12 protein-coding genes, 1 pseudogene and 1 CRISPR repeat array are annotated in these 16,770 nt (G+C 71.9%); of the genes and pseudogenes, 10 read left to right on the forward strand and 3 right to left on the reverse strand.

Annotation, left to right across the window (positions count from 1 at the left end):
- Window positions 1-187 precede the first annotated feature (187 nt).
- From ACWD4P_RS13320 to ACWD4P_RS13330, 3 genes are all read left to right on the forward strand, one after another.
- Entirely contained in the window at window positions 188-967 is a 780-nt protein-coding gene (locus tag ACWD4P_RS13320; RefSeq protein WP_449779673.1) for a cyclase family protein, read from the forward strand.
- A gap of 71 nt (window positions 968-1,038) precedes the next feature.
- Complete coding sequence (locus tag ACWD4P_RS13325) at window positions 1,039-1,749, forward strand: class I SAM-dependent methyltransferase (RefSeq protein WP_359819759.1); 711 nt, start codon at window positions 1,039-1,041, stop codon at window positions 1,747-1,749.
- 167 nt (window positions 1,750-1,916) lie between these two features.
- Window positions 1,917-3,026, forward strand: a complete 1,110-nt coding sequence (locus ACWD4P_RS13330) for a DegT/DnrJ/EryC1/StrS family aminotransferase (protein WP_359819761.1) — start codon at window positions 1,917-1,919, stop codon at window positions 3,024-3,026.
- On the opposite strand, the gene ACWD4P_RS13335 is transcribed toward ACWD4P_RS13330, so the two are convergent.
- Together ACWD4P_RS13335 and ACWD4P_RS13340 are read right to left on the reverse strand one after the other, a co-directional pair.
- Window positions 3,010-3,381 carry an antibiotic biosynthesis monooxygenase family protein gene (locus ACWD4P_RS13335; protein ID WP_449779674.1) on the reverse strand — a complete coding sequence of 124 codons (372 nt, stop codon included), beginning with the start codon at window positions 3,379-3,381 and terminating at the stop codon, window positions 3,010-3,012. The genes ACWD4P_RS13330 and ACWD4P_RS13335 overlap by 17 nt on opposite strands.
- A 179-nt stretch (window positions 3,382-3,560) precedes the next feature.
- Complete coding sequence (locus ACWD4P_RS13340; RefSeq protein ID WP_449779675.1) at window positions 3,561-5,519, reverse strand: BTAD domain-containing putative transcriptional regulator; 1,959 nt, start codon at window positions 5,517-5,519, stop codon at window positions 3,561-3,563.
- 753 nt (window positions 5,520-6,272) lie between these two features.
- Between ACWD4P_RS13340 and ACWD4P_RS13345 the strand changes: the two genes are divergently transcribed.
- The 4 genes from ACWD4P_RS13345 to ACWD4P_RS13360 all read left to right on the forward strand — a co-directional run bounded on the left by ACWD4P_RS13345 (window position 6,273) and on the right by ACWD4P_RS13360 (window position 9,959).
- The gene (locus ACWD4P_RS13345; RefSeq protein WP_449779676.1) at window positions 6,273-7,565 is read left to right on the forward strand and encodes a beta-ketoacyl-[acyl-carrier-protein] synthase family protein; all 1,293 of its coding nucleotides are present in this window, start codon (window positions 6,273-6,275) and stop codon (window positions 7,563-7,565) included.
- A 26-nt stretch (window positions 7,566-7,591) separates the two neighbouring features.
- Window positions 7,592-8,818: a ketosynthase chain-length factor gene (locus ACWD4P_RS13350; protein WP_449779691.1), complete on the forward strand. Its 1,227-nt coding sequence runs from the start codon at window positions 7,592-7,594 to the stop codon at window positions 8,816-8,818.
- Between the two features lie 17 nt (window positions 8,819-8,835).
- Window positions 8,836-9,099, forward strand: a complete 264-nt coding sequence (locus ACWD4P_RS13355; RefSeq protein WP_449779677.1) for an acyl carrier protein — start codon at window positions 8,836-8,838, stop codon at window positions 9,097-9,099.
- Window positions 9,100-9,419: 320 nt separating this feature from the next.
- A complete protein-coding gene (locus tag ACWD4P_RS13360) occupies window positions 9,420-9,959 on the forward strand; it encodes a hypothetical protein (RefSeq protein WP_449779678.1) in 540 nt (179 codons plus the stop codon).
- A gap of 415 nt (window positions 9,960-10,374) precedes the next feature.
- Here the strand turns inward: ACWD4P_RS13360 and ACWD4P_RS13365 are convergent.
- Window positions 10,375-10,509: pseudogene (locus ACWD4P_RS13365) on the reverse strand (exodeoxyribonuclease III); the annotation flags it as partial.
- A 170-nt stretch (window positions 10,510-10,679) separates the two neighbouring features.
- Window positions 10,680-11,074: direct repeats of the CRISPR family, unit length 29 nt; unit sequence GGAGCAACCCCCGCGAGCGCGGGGCCGAC.
- 170 nt (window positions 11,075-11,244) lie between these two features.
- Between ACWD4P_RS13365 and ACWD4P_RS13370 the strand changes: the two are divergent.
- The 3 genes from ACWD4P_RS13370 to casB all read left to right on the forward strand — a co-directional run bounded on the left by ACWD4P_RS13370 (window position 11,245) and on the right by casB (window position 16,725).
- Window positions 11,245-14,178, forward strand: coding sequence for a CRISPR-associated endonuclease Cas3'' (locus ACWD4P_RS13370; protein ID WP_449779679.1), 2,934 nt, complete (start codon window positions 11,245-11,247; stop codon window positions 14,176-14,178).
- 224 nt (window positions 14,179-14,402) lie between these two features.
- On the forward strand, window positions 14,403-16,118 hold the full coding sequence (gene casA / locus ACWD4P_RS13375) for a type I-E CRISPR-associated protein Cse1/CasA (RefSeq protein ID WP_449779680.1): 1,716 nt from the start codon (window positions 14,403-14,405) through the stop codon (window positions 16,116-16,118).
- Window positions 16,108-16,725 (forward strand): type I-E CRISPR-associated protein Cse2/CasB, encoded by a 618-nt coding sequence (gene casB / locus ACWD4P_RS13380; RefSeq protein ID WP_449779681.1) that lies wholly within the window; start codon window positions 16,108-16,110, stop codon window positions 16,723-16,725. Before casA ends, casB begins: the two co-directional genes overlap by 11 nt.
- Window positions 16,726-16,770 lie beyond the last annotated feature (45 nt).

The following is a 16,770-nucleotide window of genomic DNA, read 5'->3' on the forward strand; positions in this document are numbered from 1 at the left end:
GCCCGGCTCCACCGTTGTTCCGGAGCCGGCCGGGAGGATCCGGAGCCCGACGCCGCGGCCGGCTCCGACCCGGGGCCCCGGCCCGAGGTTGCGGCCCCGGGGTTGCGGCCCCGAGGTTGCGGCCCCGAGGTTGCCGCCCCGAGGTTGCGGCCCCGAGGTTGCCGCCCCGACCCCACGGAGGTGCCCTGTGCGGCTCATCGACCTGTCCTCGCCGGTGGACGCCACGCTCTGGGAACCCGATCCCGTGAAGCACGAGGTCCTCACTCCCCGCGAGGGCGCCGTGCACATGAGCGAGGAGATGCGCACCCACTTCGGCATCGAGGTCGGCCCCGACGAACTGCCCGACGGTGAGTTCCTCTCCCTGGACCGCCTCACCCTCACCACCCACACCGGCACCCACGTGGACGCGCCCTCCCACTACGGATCGCGGGCCGGCTACGGCGACGGCGTGCCGCGGCACATCGACCGGATGCCGCTGGACTGGTTCCTGCGGCCCGGCCTGGTCCTCGACCTCACCGACGCGCCCACCGGCGTCATCGGCGCGGACCGCCTGGAGCGGGAGTTCGCGCGGATCGGCCGCCGCCCCGCCCCGCTGGACATCGTCCTGCTGCACACCGGGGCCCAGCGCCACCAGGGCACCCCGAAGTACTTCACCGAGTTCGCGGGCCTCGACGGGCCGGCCGTCCACCTGCTGCTGGACCTCGGCGTCCGGGTCATCGGCACGGACGCGTTCAGCCTGGACGCGCCGTTCGGCGACATCATCGCCCGCTACCGGGCCACCGGGGACCGCTCGGTGCTGTGGCCCGCGCACGTGATCGGCCGGGACCGCGAGTACTGCCAGATCGAGCGGCTCGCCAACCTGGAGGCGCTGCCCGGCCCGGACGGCTTCCGCGTCTCCTGCTTCCCCGTCAAGGTGGCCGGAGCCGGGGCCGGCTGGGCCCGCGCGGTGGCGATCGTCGACGAATGAGCGTCCGCCGCCCGTGACCGGGCCCGCACGCCTGCCCGCACGTGTACCCGCACCCGCACCGAAGGAGTCCGATGTACGGTCAGGACCTGGCGGAGGTCTACGAACTGGTCTACCGCTCGCGCGGCAAGGACTGGGCCGCGGAGGCCGCCGCGATCACCCGCCTGATCCGGGAACGGCTGCCCGGGGCGGACTCCCTGCTGGACGTCGCCTGCGGCACCGGCGCCCACCTGGAGACCTTCGCCGGGCGCTTCGGCCACACCGAGGGCCTGGAACTCGCCCCGGCGATGCTGGAGCGCGCCACCCGCCGGCTCCCCGGGGTGCCGCTGCACCGGGGCGACATGCGCGCGTTCGACCTCGGGCGCCGGTTCGACGCGGTGGTCTGCCTCTTCACCGCCATCGGCTACCTGCCGGACCTGGCCGGCCTGCGGGCGGCGGTCGCCGCGATGGCCCGCCATCTGCGGCCCGGCGGGGTGCTGGTGGTCGAACCCTGGTGGTTCCCGGAACGGTTCCTCGACGGGTACGTGGCCGGTGACCTCGCCAGTGACGAGCGGCGCACCGTCGCCCGGATCTCGCACTCCACCCGACACGGCCGCACCACCCGCATGGAGGTCCGGTTCGTGGTCGGCGAGGCCGACGGCATCCGGGAGTTCACCGAGATCGACCTGCTCACCCTGTTCACGCAGGAGGAGTACCTGGCCGCGTTCACGGACGCCGGCTGCCCGGCGGAGTACCTCCGGCCGGACTGGACGGCGCGCGGGCTGTTCGTCGCCCGCCGCGACTGACACCGGCAGCGGTGTCGAACCGGGTGCGAGACGGATGCGAGTGCCGTCGGCTGGGATCGGAGCCCGCCGGCGCCCGGTCCCAGCTCGGTCCGAGCCTGGTCCGAGCCTGGTCCGGGCCCGCCGGAGCTTGTCGGAGCCTGTCGAAGACGAAAGAGAAGAGAGTTCTTGTGACCATTCGCGTATGGGGATATCTGGACGAGTACGCCGCGGAACGGGAGGACATCCTCGACGCGGTGGACACCGTCTTCGGCTCGGGCCGGCTGGTCCTCGCCGACAGCGTCCGGTCGTTCGAGGAGGAGTTCGCCGCCTGGCACGGCGTCCCGCACTGCGTCGGGGTGGACAACGGCACCAACGCCGTCAAGCTCGGTCTGGAGGCCCTCGGGGTGGGGCCCGGGGACGAGGTGATCACCGTCTCGAACACGGCCGCCCCGACCGTGGTCGCCATCGTCGGCACCGGGGCGACCCCGGTCTTCGTCGACGTGGGTGAGGACTACCTGATGGACGTCTCCCAGGTGGAGGCCGCCATCACCCCGCGGACCCGCTGCCTGCTGCCGGTCCACCTGTACGGCCAGTGCGTGGACATGGCGCCGTTGGAGGAACTCGCCGAGCGGCACGGCCTGGCCGTGCTGGAGGACTGCGCCCAGGCCCACGGCGCCCGTCACCACGGCCGCCCGGCCGGGACGATGGGCCGGGCCGCCGCCTTCTCCTTCTACCCGACGAAGGTCCTGGGCGCGTACGGCGACGGCGGCGCCGTCCTCACCTCCGACGCCGAGGTCGACGGCGCGCTGCGCCGGCTGCGCTACTACGGCATGGAGGAGCGGTACTACGTGACCGCGCTGCCCGGCCACAACAGCCGGCTGGACGAGGTCCAGGCCGAGATCCTGCGGCGCAAACTCCGCCGCCTGGACAGTTACGTGGTGGCTCGGCAGGACATCGCCCGGCGCTACGCCGTGGGGCTCGCCGACACCGACCTGGTCCTCCCGGAGACGGCCCCCGGCAACGAGCACGTGTACTACGTCCACGTGGTGCGCCACCCGCGCCGGGACGAGATCATCGAGGCGCTGCGGCCCCGGGGCATCGAACTCAACATCAGCTATCCGTGGCCGGTGCACACCATGACCGGCTTCGCCCACCTCGGTCACGGGGAGGGCTCGCTCCCCGTGACCGAGCGGCTGGCCGGTCAGATCTTCTCGTTGCCGATGTACCCCTCGCTGACCGCGGACGCCCAGGACCGGGTGATCGAGGCCCTGCGCGAGGTGCTCAAGAACCTGTCCTGACCGGCCGGTCCGTCCCGTCCGCCGCCGCCCGGGAGAGCCGGGCCGCGTAGAGTCCGTTCTCGCTCAGGCTCAGCGACCGCAGCGCGGTGGCGTGCGGGACGAAGTCCGGGTGCCCCACCGCGCGCCGGAAGGAGTCCCGGTCCCGCCACACGGCGAGGTTCACGTAGCGGGCCGGGTCGTCCACCTCCCGCAGCAGGGTGTGCCGGACGAATCCCGGCTGCCGGGCCATGAAGGCGGAGGTGCGGTCGAAGACCTCCTCGAACTCCTCGGCCGGCCCGAGCACGGTGAACCGGTTGACGAACGTCACCTCGGCGCCGCCGGGTGCTTCGGGGGACACGTGCTCTTCGTTCGGCATGGCGGGATCGTCCTCGTCTCGTGTGGGCGGATCGGCGGGCGGGGTGTCCGGCACCTCGCCCGGGCGCCTGCGCGCGGCAGCCGCGGACGCGTGCCGCCGAGCCTGACGGCCGGCTGTGGAGGATGCCTCGACAGCCGCTGACCGCCGTCGCGGGCCCGGCGGGACCTGCCGGGCCCGCCTCAGCGCACCGCCGCCTGCTGGACCAGCGGCCGGGCGGCCAGCGCGTCCTCCCGCCGCTCCCGCGCGTAGGCGCGGGCCAGCCGGTCGAAGACGTAGCGGCCGATCCCGTCCCCGCGCCGGTCGGTGGCCAGCAGGTGGTGGTCCGCCAGCTCCTCCAGGATGGTCTCCAGGTCCTGGGCCGGGCGGCACAGCAGCTCGGCGGCCCGGCTCGCGGTGAACGGCGACTCGTCCACCTCGCTGAGCAGCCGGAAGACCTCCTGCTCCGCGCCGGTCAGTCCGTGGTAGCTCGCCTCGAACCGGGAGCGCACGTCCAGCTCGCCCAGCCGGGCCACGTCCAGGATGCGGGGAGTGGCCCCGAGCCGGTCGGCGAGCACCGCGAGCGAGAGGCCCGGGCCCGCCGCGAGCCGCCCGCCCACGCAGCGCAGGGCGAGCGGGTGACGGCCCAACAGCTCGACGATCCGCAGCGCGGCCTCCGGCTGCCGCTCGACGCGGTGGCGGCCGGCCAGGGCCGCCAGGATCTCCAGGGCCTCCTCCCGGGGCGGCGCGTGCAGTTCGACGTGCTCGGCCTCCACCAGGGCGGCCATTCGGCGGCGGCTGGTGACCAGCAGCGCGCAGCGCGGGTCGGCGGGCAGCAAGTGCCGGATCCGGGCCGAGGACTCGACGTCGTCCAGCAGCACCAGGATGCGCCGCCCGGAGGTGCGGGAGCGGAACAGCGCCCCGCACTCCTCCAGGCTCTCCGGGATGCGTGAGGCCGGGACTTCGAGGGCCCGCAGGAAGCCGCGCAGGACCTCGGCGGGGTCGCGCGGCTCGGTGGAGGAGCCGCGCAGGTCCGCGTACAGCTGTCCGTCGGTGAAGCGGGTGCGGAGCAGGTGGGCGAGGTGCACGGCCACCGCGCTCTTGCCGATCGCGGGCGGTCCGCTGATCACGCCGATGCGGGCCGCGGTGCCGTGGGCCTCGGGGTCGTCCGGCTCGCGCAGCGCCGCCTCCAGCTCCTTGAGGACGGCCTGCCGGCCAACGAACCCGGCGAGGCCGGCGGGCAGTTGGGCGGGTGTCCCGATGGAATCCGGCGGCGAGAGGGGCGGCGCCGGGAAGACCGCGGCGGGCGGCAGGAGGGTGGGGGAGTGGGCGGGCGCGGGCGCGGGCGTGCGCTCGCCGGCCGGGGCGAGGGCGGGCGCCACCGGTGCGGGCTGCGGGCCGCGCGGCTCCGGGGGTTCGGCGGGCGGGTCGGAGAGCAGGGTGTACTGGAGCCGGGCGAGGTCGCTGCCCGGTTCGAGCCCCAGCTCGTCGATCATCTTCTGGCGCAGGATCCGGTACACCTCCAGTGCCTCGTGCCGGCGGCCGGATCGGTGCAGGGCCACCATCAGCAGCCCGTGCAGGTGTTCGTGCAGCGGGTGGGCCAGGACCAGCGCCTTGAGCTCGCTGATGAGTTCGCGGTGCCGGCCGGCTTCCAGGTCGGCCTCGATCCGCAGTTCGAGGATGCGGAAGCGCAGTTCCTCCAGCCGGGTCACGTAGGAGAAGAGCCGTCCGCCGGTCTCGACGTCGGCGAGGGCGGGGCCCCGCCACAGGGCCAGGGCCCGCTCGAAGCTCTCCAGCGCCGCCGCGGACTCGTTCCGCTGGAGGAGCTCCTGGCCCCGTTCGGCCTCCCGCTCGAAGAGGCTGACGTCGAGGGTGTCCTCCGGGATGCTGAGGACGTAGCCGCCCGGCTGGGTCTGCAGGAGGTTCCCCAGGCCCTGCTTCAGCAGGAGCTTGCGGAACTTGTAGATGTACGTCTGGAGGGTGGTGACCGCGCTCGGGGGCGGGAGTTCGGGCCACAGCTCGTCGATCAGTTCGGGTGCCTGCACGACGGTGTCGTGCCGCAGTATCAGCAGGGATATGACCTGACGCGGCTTGGGCGCGGTCGGCATGATGTTGCGCCCCCGCCACAGGATCTCGACGGGGCCCAAAAGCCGGAACTCCAAGATGTTCCTCCCGTTCAGGTGGGGCCTGACATCTTGTCGTGCTCGTAGCGGAGTGGTGGGGTCGCTCCGGATGAGATCGAGCACGCATCTCGTCATCAGGTGATCGTCACGACTTCACCGTAAGTCCTTGAATACACCTGGTCAATGACGGGCAGCGGGCCCGGAGGTGGCGGTCTGAATCACTGCCAAAAGAACGAGATGTCTTGTTTGTCTGGTTTTGCATTGCCCGCCGAAGGAAAAGTTCCCGTAAAGTCCGACCGATTGGGAAGTGGCGGATATTCGATCCCGGTGGGCGCGCGGCCGCGGTCGCCGCACGGTGCTCGTCAGCTCGCGGGTTCCGTCCTTCGACCGGGGTCGACGGTTCGGGCGCCGGGCGATCCTTTCCCGCCACCACTACCGCGTCCGCCACCCGCCACGACCGGCGGGGGCACCGCTCTCCCGGCCTCGGACCGCATTGCCGCCCAGGCGCAGTTTCCGCCCAACAGGCCCTGTGCGCCCGCCTGTTCGAGTAGTCCTCCAGCGGGACTCGAACGGGGGAGCGTCCCACCGGACGGCCGGATCGGACGTCGGACCCGCTTCCGGAGCCGCCGCCGAGCCCCCTGGCGACCCTCCACGGGCCATTGAGCCGAATGCGAGCCGATCCGCGCACGATCCCTCCGTGGGCATTACCGCCGGTGCCGGCCCGGAGATCCGCGGTGTCGGGACCGGGGCAGAGAATTCGGATGAACGCACGAAGGTAAAGGGGGGGACGGAATGAGAGCGCCGGAGAATCGCCGCGCGGTCATCACCGGAATCGGGATCGTGGCGCCCGGTGCGATCGGTGTGAAGCCGTTCTGGGAGCTGCTGACGTCCGGCCGGACCGCCACCCGCACCATCACCGCGTTCGACCCCTCGCCATTCCGGTCCCGAATGGCGGCGGAATGCGATTTCGACCCTGCGGCGGAAGGGCTCACACCCCGGCAGATCCGGAGGATGGACCGGGCCGCGCAATTCGCCGTCGTCGCCGCCCGCGAAGGAATCCAGGACAGCGGCATCGACCCCGACGCCCTGGACCGTTCCCGGGTCGGCGTCGTCATCGGCAGTGCCGTCGGCTGCACCACCGGTCTGGAGAACGAATACGCCGTCGTCAGCGACAGCGGGAGCCGGTGGCTGGTCGACCACACCTATGCGGTGCCACACCTGTTCGACTACTTCGTTCCCAGTTCGATCGCCACGGAGGTCGCGCACGACCGCATCGCGGCAGAGGGCCCCGTCTCCCTGGTGTCGACCGGCTGCACCTCCGGCCTGGACGCGGTCGGCCGGGCCGCCGACCTCATCGTGGACGGCACCGCCGACGTGATGATGGCCGGCGCGACCGAGGCCCCCATCTCGCCCATCACCGTGGCCTGTTTCGACGCCATCAAGGCGACCAGCCCCTACAACGACCGGCCGGCCGAGGCGTCCCGGCCCTTCGACCGCACCCGGCGCGGCTTCGTCCTCGGCGAGGGCGCCGCGGTCCTCGTCCTGGAGGAGCGGGAGCACGCCCGCCGCCGGGGCGCCGAGGTCTACGCCGAGATCGGCGGGTACGCGGCCCGCTCCAACGCCTTCCACATGACCGGACTGCGCCCCGACGGACGGGAGATGGCGGAGGCGATCCGGGCGGCACTGGCGGAGGCCCGGACCGACCCGTCGGAGATCGACTACGTCAACGCCCACGGCTCGGGCACTCGCCAGAACGACCGGCACGAGACCGCGGCCTTCAAACTCAGCCTCGGCGAGCACGCCCGCCGCACCCCGGTCAGCAGCATCAAGTCCATGATCGGCCACTCGCTGGGCGCCATCGGCTCCCTGGAGATCGCCGCCTGCGCCCTCGCCATCCGGCACGACGTGGTGCCGCCCACAGCCAACCTGCGCGAGCCCGACCCGGAGTGCGACCTCGACTACGTGCCGCTGGAGGCCCGTTCGGTGGCCGTGTCCGACGTCCTCACGGTCGGCAGCGGCTTCGGTGGCTTCCAGAGCGCCATGGTGTTGACCGAGCCCGGCAGCCGGGGACGGGCCGCCGCGTGAGCGGGGCCGACCCGGTCGTCACCGGGATGGGCGTGCTGGCCCCGACGGGCCTGGGCCGTGACGAGCACTGGACGAACACCCTGGACGGCGTCTCGGCGATCGGCCCCGTCACCCGCTTCGACGCCGACCGCTACCCCAGCCGGCTCGCCGGCGAGATCCCCCGGTTCGTCGCGGAGGAGCACCTGCCCGGCCGGCTCCTGCCGCAGACCGACCACATGACCAGGATGGCGCTGGTCGCCTCCGACTGGGCGTTCGCCGACGCCGGGGTCGATCCGGCCGCCCTGCCCGAGTACGGGGCCGGAGTCGTCACCGCCGCCTCCGCGGGCGGCTTCGAGTTCGGCCACCGGGAGCTGGAGAACCTGTGGGGGCGCGGCCCCGAATACGTCAGCGCCTACCAGTCCTTCGCCTGGTTCTACGCCGTCAACACCGGACAGATCTCCATCCGGCACGGGCTGCGCGGCCCCGCCGGCGCGCTGGTCACCGAACAGGCCGGCGGCCTCGACGCCCTGGGCCAGGCCCGCCGCGACCTGCGCCGCGGCCAGCGGATGGTCCTCGCCGGCGCGGTGGACGGATCCCCCTGCCCCTGGGGCTGGGTGGCCCAGCTCAGCACCGCCCGGATGAGCCGGCGGACCGACCCCACCCGGGCCTACCGCCCCTTCGACCCCGAGGCCGACGGCTACGTGCCGGGCGAGGGCGGCGCGTTGCTCGTCCTGGAGCGCGAGGACGCGGCCCGTGCGCGGGGAGCCCTGGACGGCGGCCGCTGGTACGGCCGGATCACCGGCTACGCGGCCACCTTCGACCCGCCGCCGGACTCCGGCCGGCCCGCGAACCTGCTGCGCGCCGCCCGAGCGGCCCTCGACGACGCCGGGCTGCGGCCCGGTGACATCAGCGTGGTCTTCGCCGACGCGGCCGGCACCCGGGCGGAGGACGCGGTCGAGGCCGAAGCCCTGCGCGGCCTCTTCGGCCCGTACGGCGTACCGGTCACCGCCCCCAAGACCATGACCGGGCGGCTGAGTTCGGGTGGCTCCGCGCTCGACGTGGCCACGGCGCTACTGGCCCTGCGCGACGGCGTCATCCCCCCGACCGTCAACGTCGCCCGGCCGCTGCCCGATCACACCCTCGACCTGGTGACGAGCCCGCGCCGGGGCCCGCTGCGTACGGCGCTGATCCTCGCCCGCGGACACGGCGGGTTCAACTCGGCCCTGGTCGTGACCGGACCCGGCGGGCCCCCGTCCGACCCCACCCAACCGTGACCGGAGAAGAGACCACCATGACCCACCTGACCACCGACCGGCTCCTGGCGATCCTGCGCGAGTGCGCCGGCGAGGGTGACCCCCTGGAGCCCACCGACCAGCCCGAGGAGCTCGACTTCGCCGTCCTGGGCTACGACTCGCTGGCCCTGCTGGAGACGCTCAGCAGGCTGAAGCGCGAGTTCGGCATAGACATCGAGGAGGACGAGTCCGCCGCCGTCAGGACCCCCGCCGAACTCACCACGCTCGTCAACCGCCTCCTGGCGCGGTCCCCCTCCGCCTGACGGCCCTCGCCACACCCGGCGGCCGCATCCCCCCGATGGCCATCGGCGGCGGCACCACCCCACTCTGACACTCCGGAGTGGCCACCCTCCGGGCCACCGGATTGGCTGCCTCCGATGCCGTCGACCACGTCCTCGGCTACAGCTCTCCCCAACAAGCCGAAGATAAACAATAAGTTGGTCGAGCGTCGGGCACTGTAGTCATCGAGGAGTTGGCCACGATCAAGCCCGGATCTGCCGAATCATCCAACCGAGGAGTCCTGGGCCGGCAGGATGGCCGGACTGTAGTTGACGCCGGTGCTCGACGAGGAGCGGGACCGCATGTGATCAACGGTCGCTTCCTGCTGGTGGGAGACAGCGCGCGCAGCGGCGGTCTGTCGAAGGTGCACAAGGCCGTCGACACGGCAAATAGCGACAGTGGCAGGCAGTTCGCGGCGATCAAGTTACTCAAGCAGCGCGACGACGAAATCATCAAGGCCTTCCTGGAACCGGACGCGGACGCCGTCCTGCTGACATCCACGACCAACCCCAATGACGTCCAGGCCTCGTGGATCCGCTTCCGGGCCAAGGACTCGGAGCCGTCCTTCGAGTACAAGTACTCAACCACCGGTCAGTACCAGAGCACGCAGCCGTGGCGCGTCCCGATCGGGATCCAAGCAATCTCCCCGTTCACCATGACGGAGGTCCAGGCCCACGATCTGGCCGTCAAGACCGGGCACACCGGCGCGTTCAAGCCCCTGTACCTCAATGAGCCCGTCGTGCAGAACCCGCGTCCCACCTACTACTTCTGCATTCCCAGCGAGGGTAGGACGGCGGCGGTGGACACCCTGACGGGCCACGTCACCACGCCGTGGTCGTGCTAGTGACCACTGCGTGAGCCCTGTTCGGTGGCCGTCACCCAGCGGGAGGGGGTGACGGCCACCGGCGGCTGGCGACCCTTGCCGCCCGCCCGCTCGGTGCCGCCGACCGGGCGGGCGATAACGGTCGCTAGCCTGGAGCGCGAAGGGCAGGCTACAGCCGGTCAGCCGGGCCCGGGTACGAGCGGGGGCCGTGCCGGTTCGGCCGGTCGCCGCGGATCCGCGCTGACTACTGTCGACCAGGGCGCCGTCGGAACCGGCGATCGACTCACTTTGTGAAACGCTCCAGCGGGGAAGTCCGCTGGAGCGTGAGGCCGGTGTCGCGTCGGCCTGCAGATGAGAGGGAATTCCGGCACGGCCGGGTTTTAGCGGCCTCTGACTGCCTCTCGGTGCTGCTGAACTATCGCCAGCTGTCGGCCAGTTAGCCGAGATCGAACACGGCGGTGACGGGCGCATGGTCGGACCAGCGGTCGGCGTGGGTGGCCGCCCGCTCGACGTAGGCCTCGACGGCCTTGGCGGCGAGGCCGGGGGTGGCGACCTGGAGGTCGATGCGCCAGCGGAACGACACCTTTTCGAAAAAGGTCCACCCGTTAGCGCGCATCCTGTTCGGGGGTGTCTGCCAGCTTTGGTGGTAGGCCTCCTGGGAACATCCTGACGGCTTCGGTGCCGGCAGCCCCCGGGGCACGGGGCTGACTACTTAACGCCGTTGGATCCGGCGGTGTCGCGGGAGTAACCCCCGCGAGCGCGGGGCCGACGTCTGGTACGACGCGACGACGGACAGGGCCGCGGAGCAACCCCCGCGAGCGCGGGGCCGACGGTGCCGGTGCGGCGGGCGATGAGGACGGCGCGGAGCAACCCCCGCGAGCGCGGGGCCGACAGGAGACCCGAAGAAGTGAGCGACACCATCACGGAGCAACCCCCGCGAGCGCGGGGCCGACGTGGTGGACGGGGTCTGACCAGCGCGGACGCGGGAGCAACCCCCGCGAGCGCGGGGCCGACGCGTCGGTGTTCCCGCTGCCCGGCTGGTAGGTGGAGCAACCCCCGCGAGCGCGGGGCCGACACACCCTTGCGGGACAGTTACGGCCGCCGTCCGGAGCAACCCCCGCGAGCGCGGGGCCGACACTTCCTGACCTGCGGTGATTGGCGTCAGAGGAAGCCGGCTGATTCAGTTCGATCGGCCAGCAGTTTGCCGATCACTATATATGTCCAATCGTCATATCCGCTTACCCGCAAGCTCGTTGTCAGTGTCGTGGCCTACGCTCCCGAAGCGTACTCGCGCGTGGAGGTCGGGATGATGGTCGAGGACCGCTGGCGGTGGTATCCACCCGAGGTCAGGGGCTGGTTGGGCGCGCTGTGGGGTAAGTCCGCGGGGCGGGCCGGGGGGACGGCCAACCTTCTGCTGTCGCACATGCTGGACACTGCCGCCGTGGCGGAGGTGATCTGGGACCGCTACCTGCCGCCGGTGACGCGATGGTGTCTGGACGCCATCGCGGGTGGCCCGGGAATGGGCCGACGTCTGTTCGCCTGGCTGTGCGGGATCCACGACTGCGGCAAGGCCACCCCGGTGTTCCAGCAGCTCGACGCTGCCGGCGAAGCCGCAGTCCGTCAATCGGGCCTCACCTGGGACAAGTACGCGGTGAAGGGCGCCTCTTGGAGGCATGACAAGGCCGGCGCCCGCGTGCTGAGGGCGCTGCTCGCCGAAGCGAAGTGGGCGGGCGACCAGATCGGCTGGGTGTGGCCGCTGGTTGCCGGCCACCACGGGCTGATCCCGACAGTGGGACAGTTGAGCCCACCGAAGAAGAACGAAAAGCTTCAGGGATCCAGCCGACCTTGGAAGATGGCGCAGTCGGCGCTTGTGGAGGTCTTCTCCCGGGAGCTCGGCTACGAGAGTGAGGCGCCGCTTGCCGCTGTGGAGCCCGCGTTGGTGCCGAGTCGTGCGGTGCAGCTCCAGTTGTCCGGGTTTGTGGTGATGGCGGACTGGATCGCCAGCGATGAGCGGCACTTCGAGGGCGTGTCCGATCTGACAATGGTCACGCTGCCCCAGGCGCGGCAGCGGGCCGCCGCGGCGTGGTCGAGGCTCGAACTGCGTGGTGGGTGGGGGGCGTTGGCGGTGCCCGGCCCCGAGTCGTTTCGGGACCGCTTCGGCCATGGGCCCAGGTGCTCCCAGGAGTTGGTCCTCGATGTGGTGCGCCGGATGGGCGGGCCTGGCCTGGTGATCGTCGAGGCGCCGATGGGGGAGGGGAAGACGAAGGCCGCGTTGGCGGCGGCCGAGCTGCTGGCCGCGCGTCACGGCGCGGACGGGGTGTTCCTGGGCATGCCGACCCAGGCGACCGCGGACCCGATGCTCACCCAGGTCCGGTCGTGGCTGCGCAAGGTCGAGGACGGCTTGGAGGACCAGGTCGCGCTGCTGCACGGCAAGCGGATGTTCAACAAGGAGTGGCGCTCCCTGCTGGAGGGCGCGGGGGAGTGGGGGCAGGAGGCCGACGACCCCTTCGCGTCGGTGGGGGAAGACGAGTTCGGCATGCGGACCGACTGCTTCGACGGCTGCGAGGGCGGGGAGCGCAGGGCTCCCGCCGAGTGGTTCCTCGGCCGTCGCCGTGGCCTGCTGAGCCCGTTCGCGGTCGGCACCATCGACCAGCTCCTGTACGCCGCGACCCGGACCAAACATGTGATGCTCCGGATGGCTGGTCTGGTGGGCAAAGTCGTGGTCCTCGACGAGGTCCACGCCGTCGACGTCTACATGTCGCAGTTCCTGTTGGAGGGCCTGTGGTGGCTCGGCCAGGCCGGGGTGCCGGTGGTGCTGCTGTCAGCGACCCTGCCGCCCGAGCAGCGGCGCAGCCTGGCCGCCGCTTACCTGGCCGGTGCACGGTCGGCTGAGGTCTCGGACCATCCGGACCATCCGGATCTCCCGAATCTCCCGGGGCTTCCGGAACCGCAGGGGTACCCGAACGTGACGGCCGTGTGGGCGGAGCAGGGCGGGCGTCCGGGCTTCTTGGTGGAGAGCACGGAGCCGTGGCGCGACGACCTCCCGGTGCGCGTTGAAGTGCTTGACGAACCGCCGGTGCCGCACGGGCCCCGCGACCACCGGAGTGGCGTCGAACCGGCGGATGCGCAGGTAACCGACTACCTGCGGGAACGCCTGGCCGACGGCGGGTGCGTCCTGGTCATCCGCAACACCGTCGCCCGCGCCCAGGCCACGTTCGGCGCCCTCCGGAAGGAGTTCGGCGCCGATGTCCGCCTTCTGCACGGCCGCCTGCACGCAGGACACCGAGCCGACCGGACTCAAGAGGTGCTGGAACTCCTCGGACCGCCGGCCAAGGGGGTCAAGCGCCCCGACCGGCTGATCGTGGTCGCCACCCAGCTCGCGGAGCAGTCCTTCGACGTCGACGCCGATCTGCTGATCACCGACCTCGCCCCGATCGACCTCCTCCTCCAGCGTATCGGCCGCCTCCACCGCCACGACGGGGTGAAGCGCCCCCGTTTGCTGGTCCAGCCCACCGTCGTCGTCACCGGCATCGGCCTCCGAGGCGACGACGCGCCACACATCCTGGAGGCCTCCGAGAAGATCTACGGCCGCTATCTCCTGCTGCGCACGGCCGCCGAGGTCATGCGGACGGCGACGAGCGGCGCAGGCGTATGTGTCTGGAGCATCCCCGGCCGGGTCCCGGACCTGGTCGCCCGCGTCTACGGCACCGATCCCGTCGTTCCGGCCGAGTGGGCCGAGGCCGAGGTGCAGGCCCTGCGGGTCTGGGAGGAACGGCAGGCCAAACGCCGGGCGGAAGCCGCCCAGTACGTGCTGACCCGCGCCGGGGAGCACGGGGAGCCGACCTTGGTCGGCCTGCACTACGGAGCCCACAGCACGCTGGCGGAGGGTCAGTTCGAGGCACTTGTCCGCGACGGGGACCGCAGTGCGGAAGTGGTCCTGGTGCGCCGCACCGACCGCGACCTTCACGCGATGACGGGTCGCAAGCTCGGGCCGAACGGCGAGGTCGCGGCGGAGATGGTGGACGACGTGCTCTCCGGAACGGTGCGCCTGCCCGCCGGCCCGACCGAGGTGGCCGAGCAGGTGCTCGGTCCCCTGTCGGGCTGGCGCGACCACCCGTGGCTGCGATTCAGCCTGGCCCTCGAACTCGACGAGGACGGTGCCGCGGTCCTCGGAGACTTCCGGCTGCGCTACGACGACCGGCTCGGCCTCGTGGTGAGCGGAGGGCGCCGTTACGGATGACGGCGAGTCGGTGGGCTGGGCAGTTGCCAGCCCACCAACGCAACCCCGCGAGCGCGGGGCCGACTTGCAGCCGACACCGGCTCGCAAACACGGCCAGGGGCCATCCCCGCGGACGAAGCCCGCGGGACCGAGGGGTAATTCAAGCATTTACCCCACAACGGGTCACCACCGGTGCCACGATGAACGAACGGCAGGCTAAACATGGCTAGTTGGGAGAACAGCGCGTGCCTGGGTACAACCTTGTCGACGAACCGTGGCTGACGGTGCGGCCCGTCGGCGGCGGGCCGCCCGTGGAGCTGGGGATCGCCGAGGTCCTGGCCCGGTGCCACGAGCTCGAAGGCCTCGTCGTGGAGTTCTCCACCCAGCTCCCGGCCGTCTTGCGCCAGGTCCTGCTGCCCGTCGTCGCCGATGCCACCGGTGCGCCCCGGAGCTTCCGGCAGAAGGGCGAACGACTCATGCGGGAGGGCGGGTTCACGAAGGACGAGCTGGGCAGTCTCCAGAGGTACCTCGACGAGCACCGCGCGAAGTTCGACCTCTTCGATCCCGTGGCTCCGTTCGGGCAGGTGGCCGGACTGCGCACCGCCAAGGGCGAGACGAAGGGCTCCGCCGCCCTCGTGGCGACCGCCGCGAGTGGCAACAACGTCCCGCTGTTCGCCAGCCGTACGGACGCGGATCCGCTCGACCTGACACCGGCCCGGGCCGCCCACTGGCTCGTGCACACCCACTGCTGGGACACCGCGGCGATCAAGACCGGTGTCGTCGGAGACGACCAGGTCAAGGCGGGCAAGACGACCGGGAACCCGACGGGCCCGCTCGGCCAGCTCGGCGTCATCGTCCCCATCGGACGCACTCTGTACGAGACCCTCCTGCTGAACCTCCCGCTCACCCCGCCCAAGGCTCTCGGTGTCCCGCAATGGAAGCGCGGGCCGCACGGACCGGTCTGGGAGTCCCGCGCGGCCGAGGGCCTCCTCGACCTGTGGACCTGGCAGGCCCGGCGGATCCGGCTCATCCCGCACCAGGACGACGCGGGCCGGCTGAAGGTCACCCGGGTGGTCATCAGCGCAGGCGACCGGCTCACGCCCACGTCCGAGCAGGAGCCGCACACGGCCTGGACGTTCACGGCTCCCGCCAAGAAGTCCGCCTCGGTCCTGCCCGAGCGCAGGCCGCGCCGCCACACCCAGGGCAAGGCCGCCTGGCGCGGCCTGGACGCCCTCCTCGCCCCGATCCGCCAGGGCCCGGACGGTGCCTTCGAGACGAGCATCCTGCTCGACGAGGTCAGCGCACTGCAGGAGGAAGGCGAACTCCCCGCCGACTACCCCCTTCAGGTCGAGATCTTCGGCATGGTCTACGGCACCCAGTCCTCCGTCGTCGAGGACGTCATCCACGACGCGATCCCGCTGCCCCTGCTCGCCCTCCACCAGGACAGCGAGGCTCACCAGCTCCTCTTGGACGTGGCCGAGCAGGCGGAACAGCTCGCCCAGGCCGTCAACAACCTCTCCGCCGACCTGCGCCGGGCCGCCGGCACCGACCCCATCCCGTGGGACAAGGGCCAGCGCCCCGGCGATCTCCTCCTGCACACCCTCGACCCCCTGGTGCGCCGCCTGCTCGCCGGCGTCCGCGACGCCGGAACCGACGACGACATCCTGGAGCGGGGCAGGCTCGCCTGGGAGGAACTCGCCCACCGCCGCGCGCGGGACGCGGCGAACGAGCTCCTGCTGGCCGCCCCCGCCACCACCTTCGCGGGCCGCGTCGTCAGCCCGGCCGGCACGTCGGGCAAGCCGCAGACCTACCGACTCGGCACGGCGGGCGGCAACTTCCGGCGCCGGCTCGACGAGATCCTTCCCCGCTATGCCGACGCCGTCAGGGAAGCGGCCGCCGCCCGGGCGGCCGAGACCGGACCCGACCTCGAACCCGACCGTGGAGCGGACCTTGACGACTGAACACACCCCCACCGCCAAGCGGCGCCGGTACTGGGATCAGGTCACCGCCCCCGACCACACCTGGCGCGTCAACCCCCACACCCAGCAGCCGCGCCGCCCCCCGGGTGAGGACCTCGCCGCCATGCGCTCCGGTCTCGGGCGCCCCGTCATGGACAGCCCCAAGATGTGGCCGCTCTACAGCTGCGAGGTCAACGACGTCCTCGCACTGCGCGACGAGGTCTCCGACGAGCAGAAGGCCGAACACGCGGCCCTCGCCCTCTACGGACTCCACCAGCAGAGCCAGTCCACGCCGATGCACCGTCGCGGCGTCAAGCTCGGCGAGGCGCTGCGGGCCCTGCGCCGCAGCGGCAAGTTCAGCGAAGACGCGCTCGACACCCGCGTCGCCCAGCTCGCCGGAGCGACCAGCGTGTCCGCACTGCTGGTCCACCTGCGCGGCCTGGTCACCCAACTTCGCACCGTCGGGCAGCCGTTGGACTACAACCACCTGATGGCCGACATCCAGGCCTGGCACCACACCGACCGGCGCCCGCAGGTCCGCCTCAAGTGGGCCATCGGCTACCAGGCCTGGAAGGACAACGAAAAGGACAAGGGCCCCGCCGGTAGCTGACCGTACCGGCGAACAGTCACCACCCCGGCACGCCCACCGCCACCC

The organism is Kitasatospora sp. NPDC002543, from assembly GCF_053594915.1.

Excerpts from the sequence above, each read along its gene's own strand:
- ACWD4P_RS13325 (WP_359819759.1), top strand. The coding sequence starts at position 1,039 with ATGTACGGTCAGGACCTGGCGGAGGTCTACGAACTGGTCTACCGCTCG.
- ACWD4P_RS13335 (WP_449779674.1), bottom strand. The coding sequence starts at position 3,381 with ATGCCGAACGAAGAGCACGTGTCCCCCGAAGCACCCGGCGGCGCCGAG.
- ACWD4P_RS13345 (WP_449779676.1), top strand. The coding sequence starts at position 6,273 with ATGAGAGCGCCGGAGAATCGCCGCGCGGTCATCACCGGAATCGGGATC.
- ACWD4P_RS13350 (WP_449779691.1), top strand. The coding sequence starts at position 7,592 with ATGGGCGTGCTGGCCCCGACGGGCCTGGGCCGTGACGAGCACTGGACG.
- ACWD4P_RS13355 (WP_449779677.1), top strand. The coding sequence starts at position 8,836 with ATGACCCACCTGACCACCGACCGGCTCCTGGCGATCCTGCGCGAGTGC.
- ACWD4P_RS13370 (WP_449779679.1), top strand. The coding sequence starts at position 11,245 with ATGATGGTCGAGGACCGCTGGCGGTGGTATCCACCCGAGGTCAGGGGC.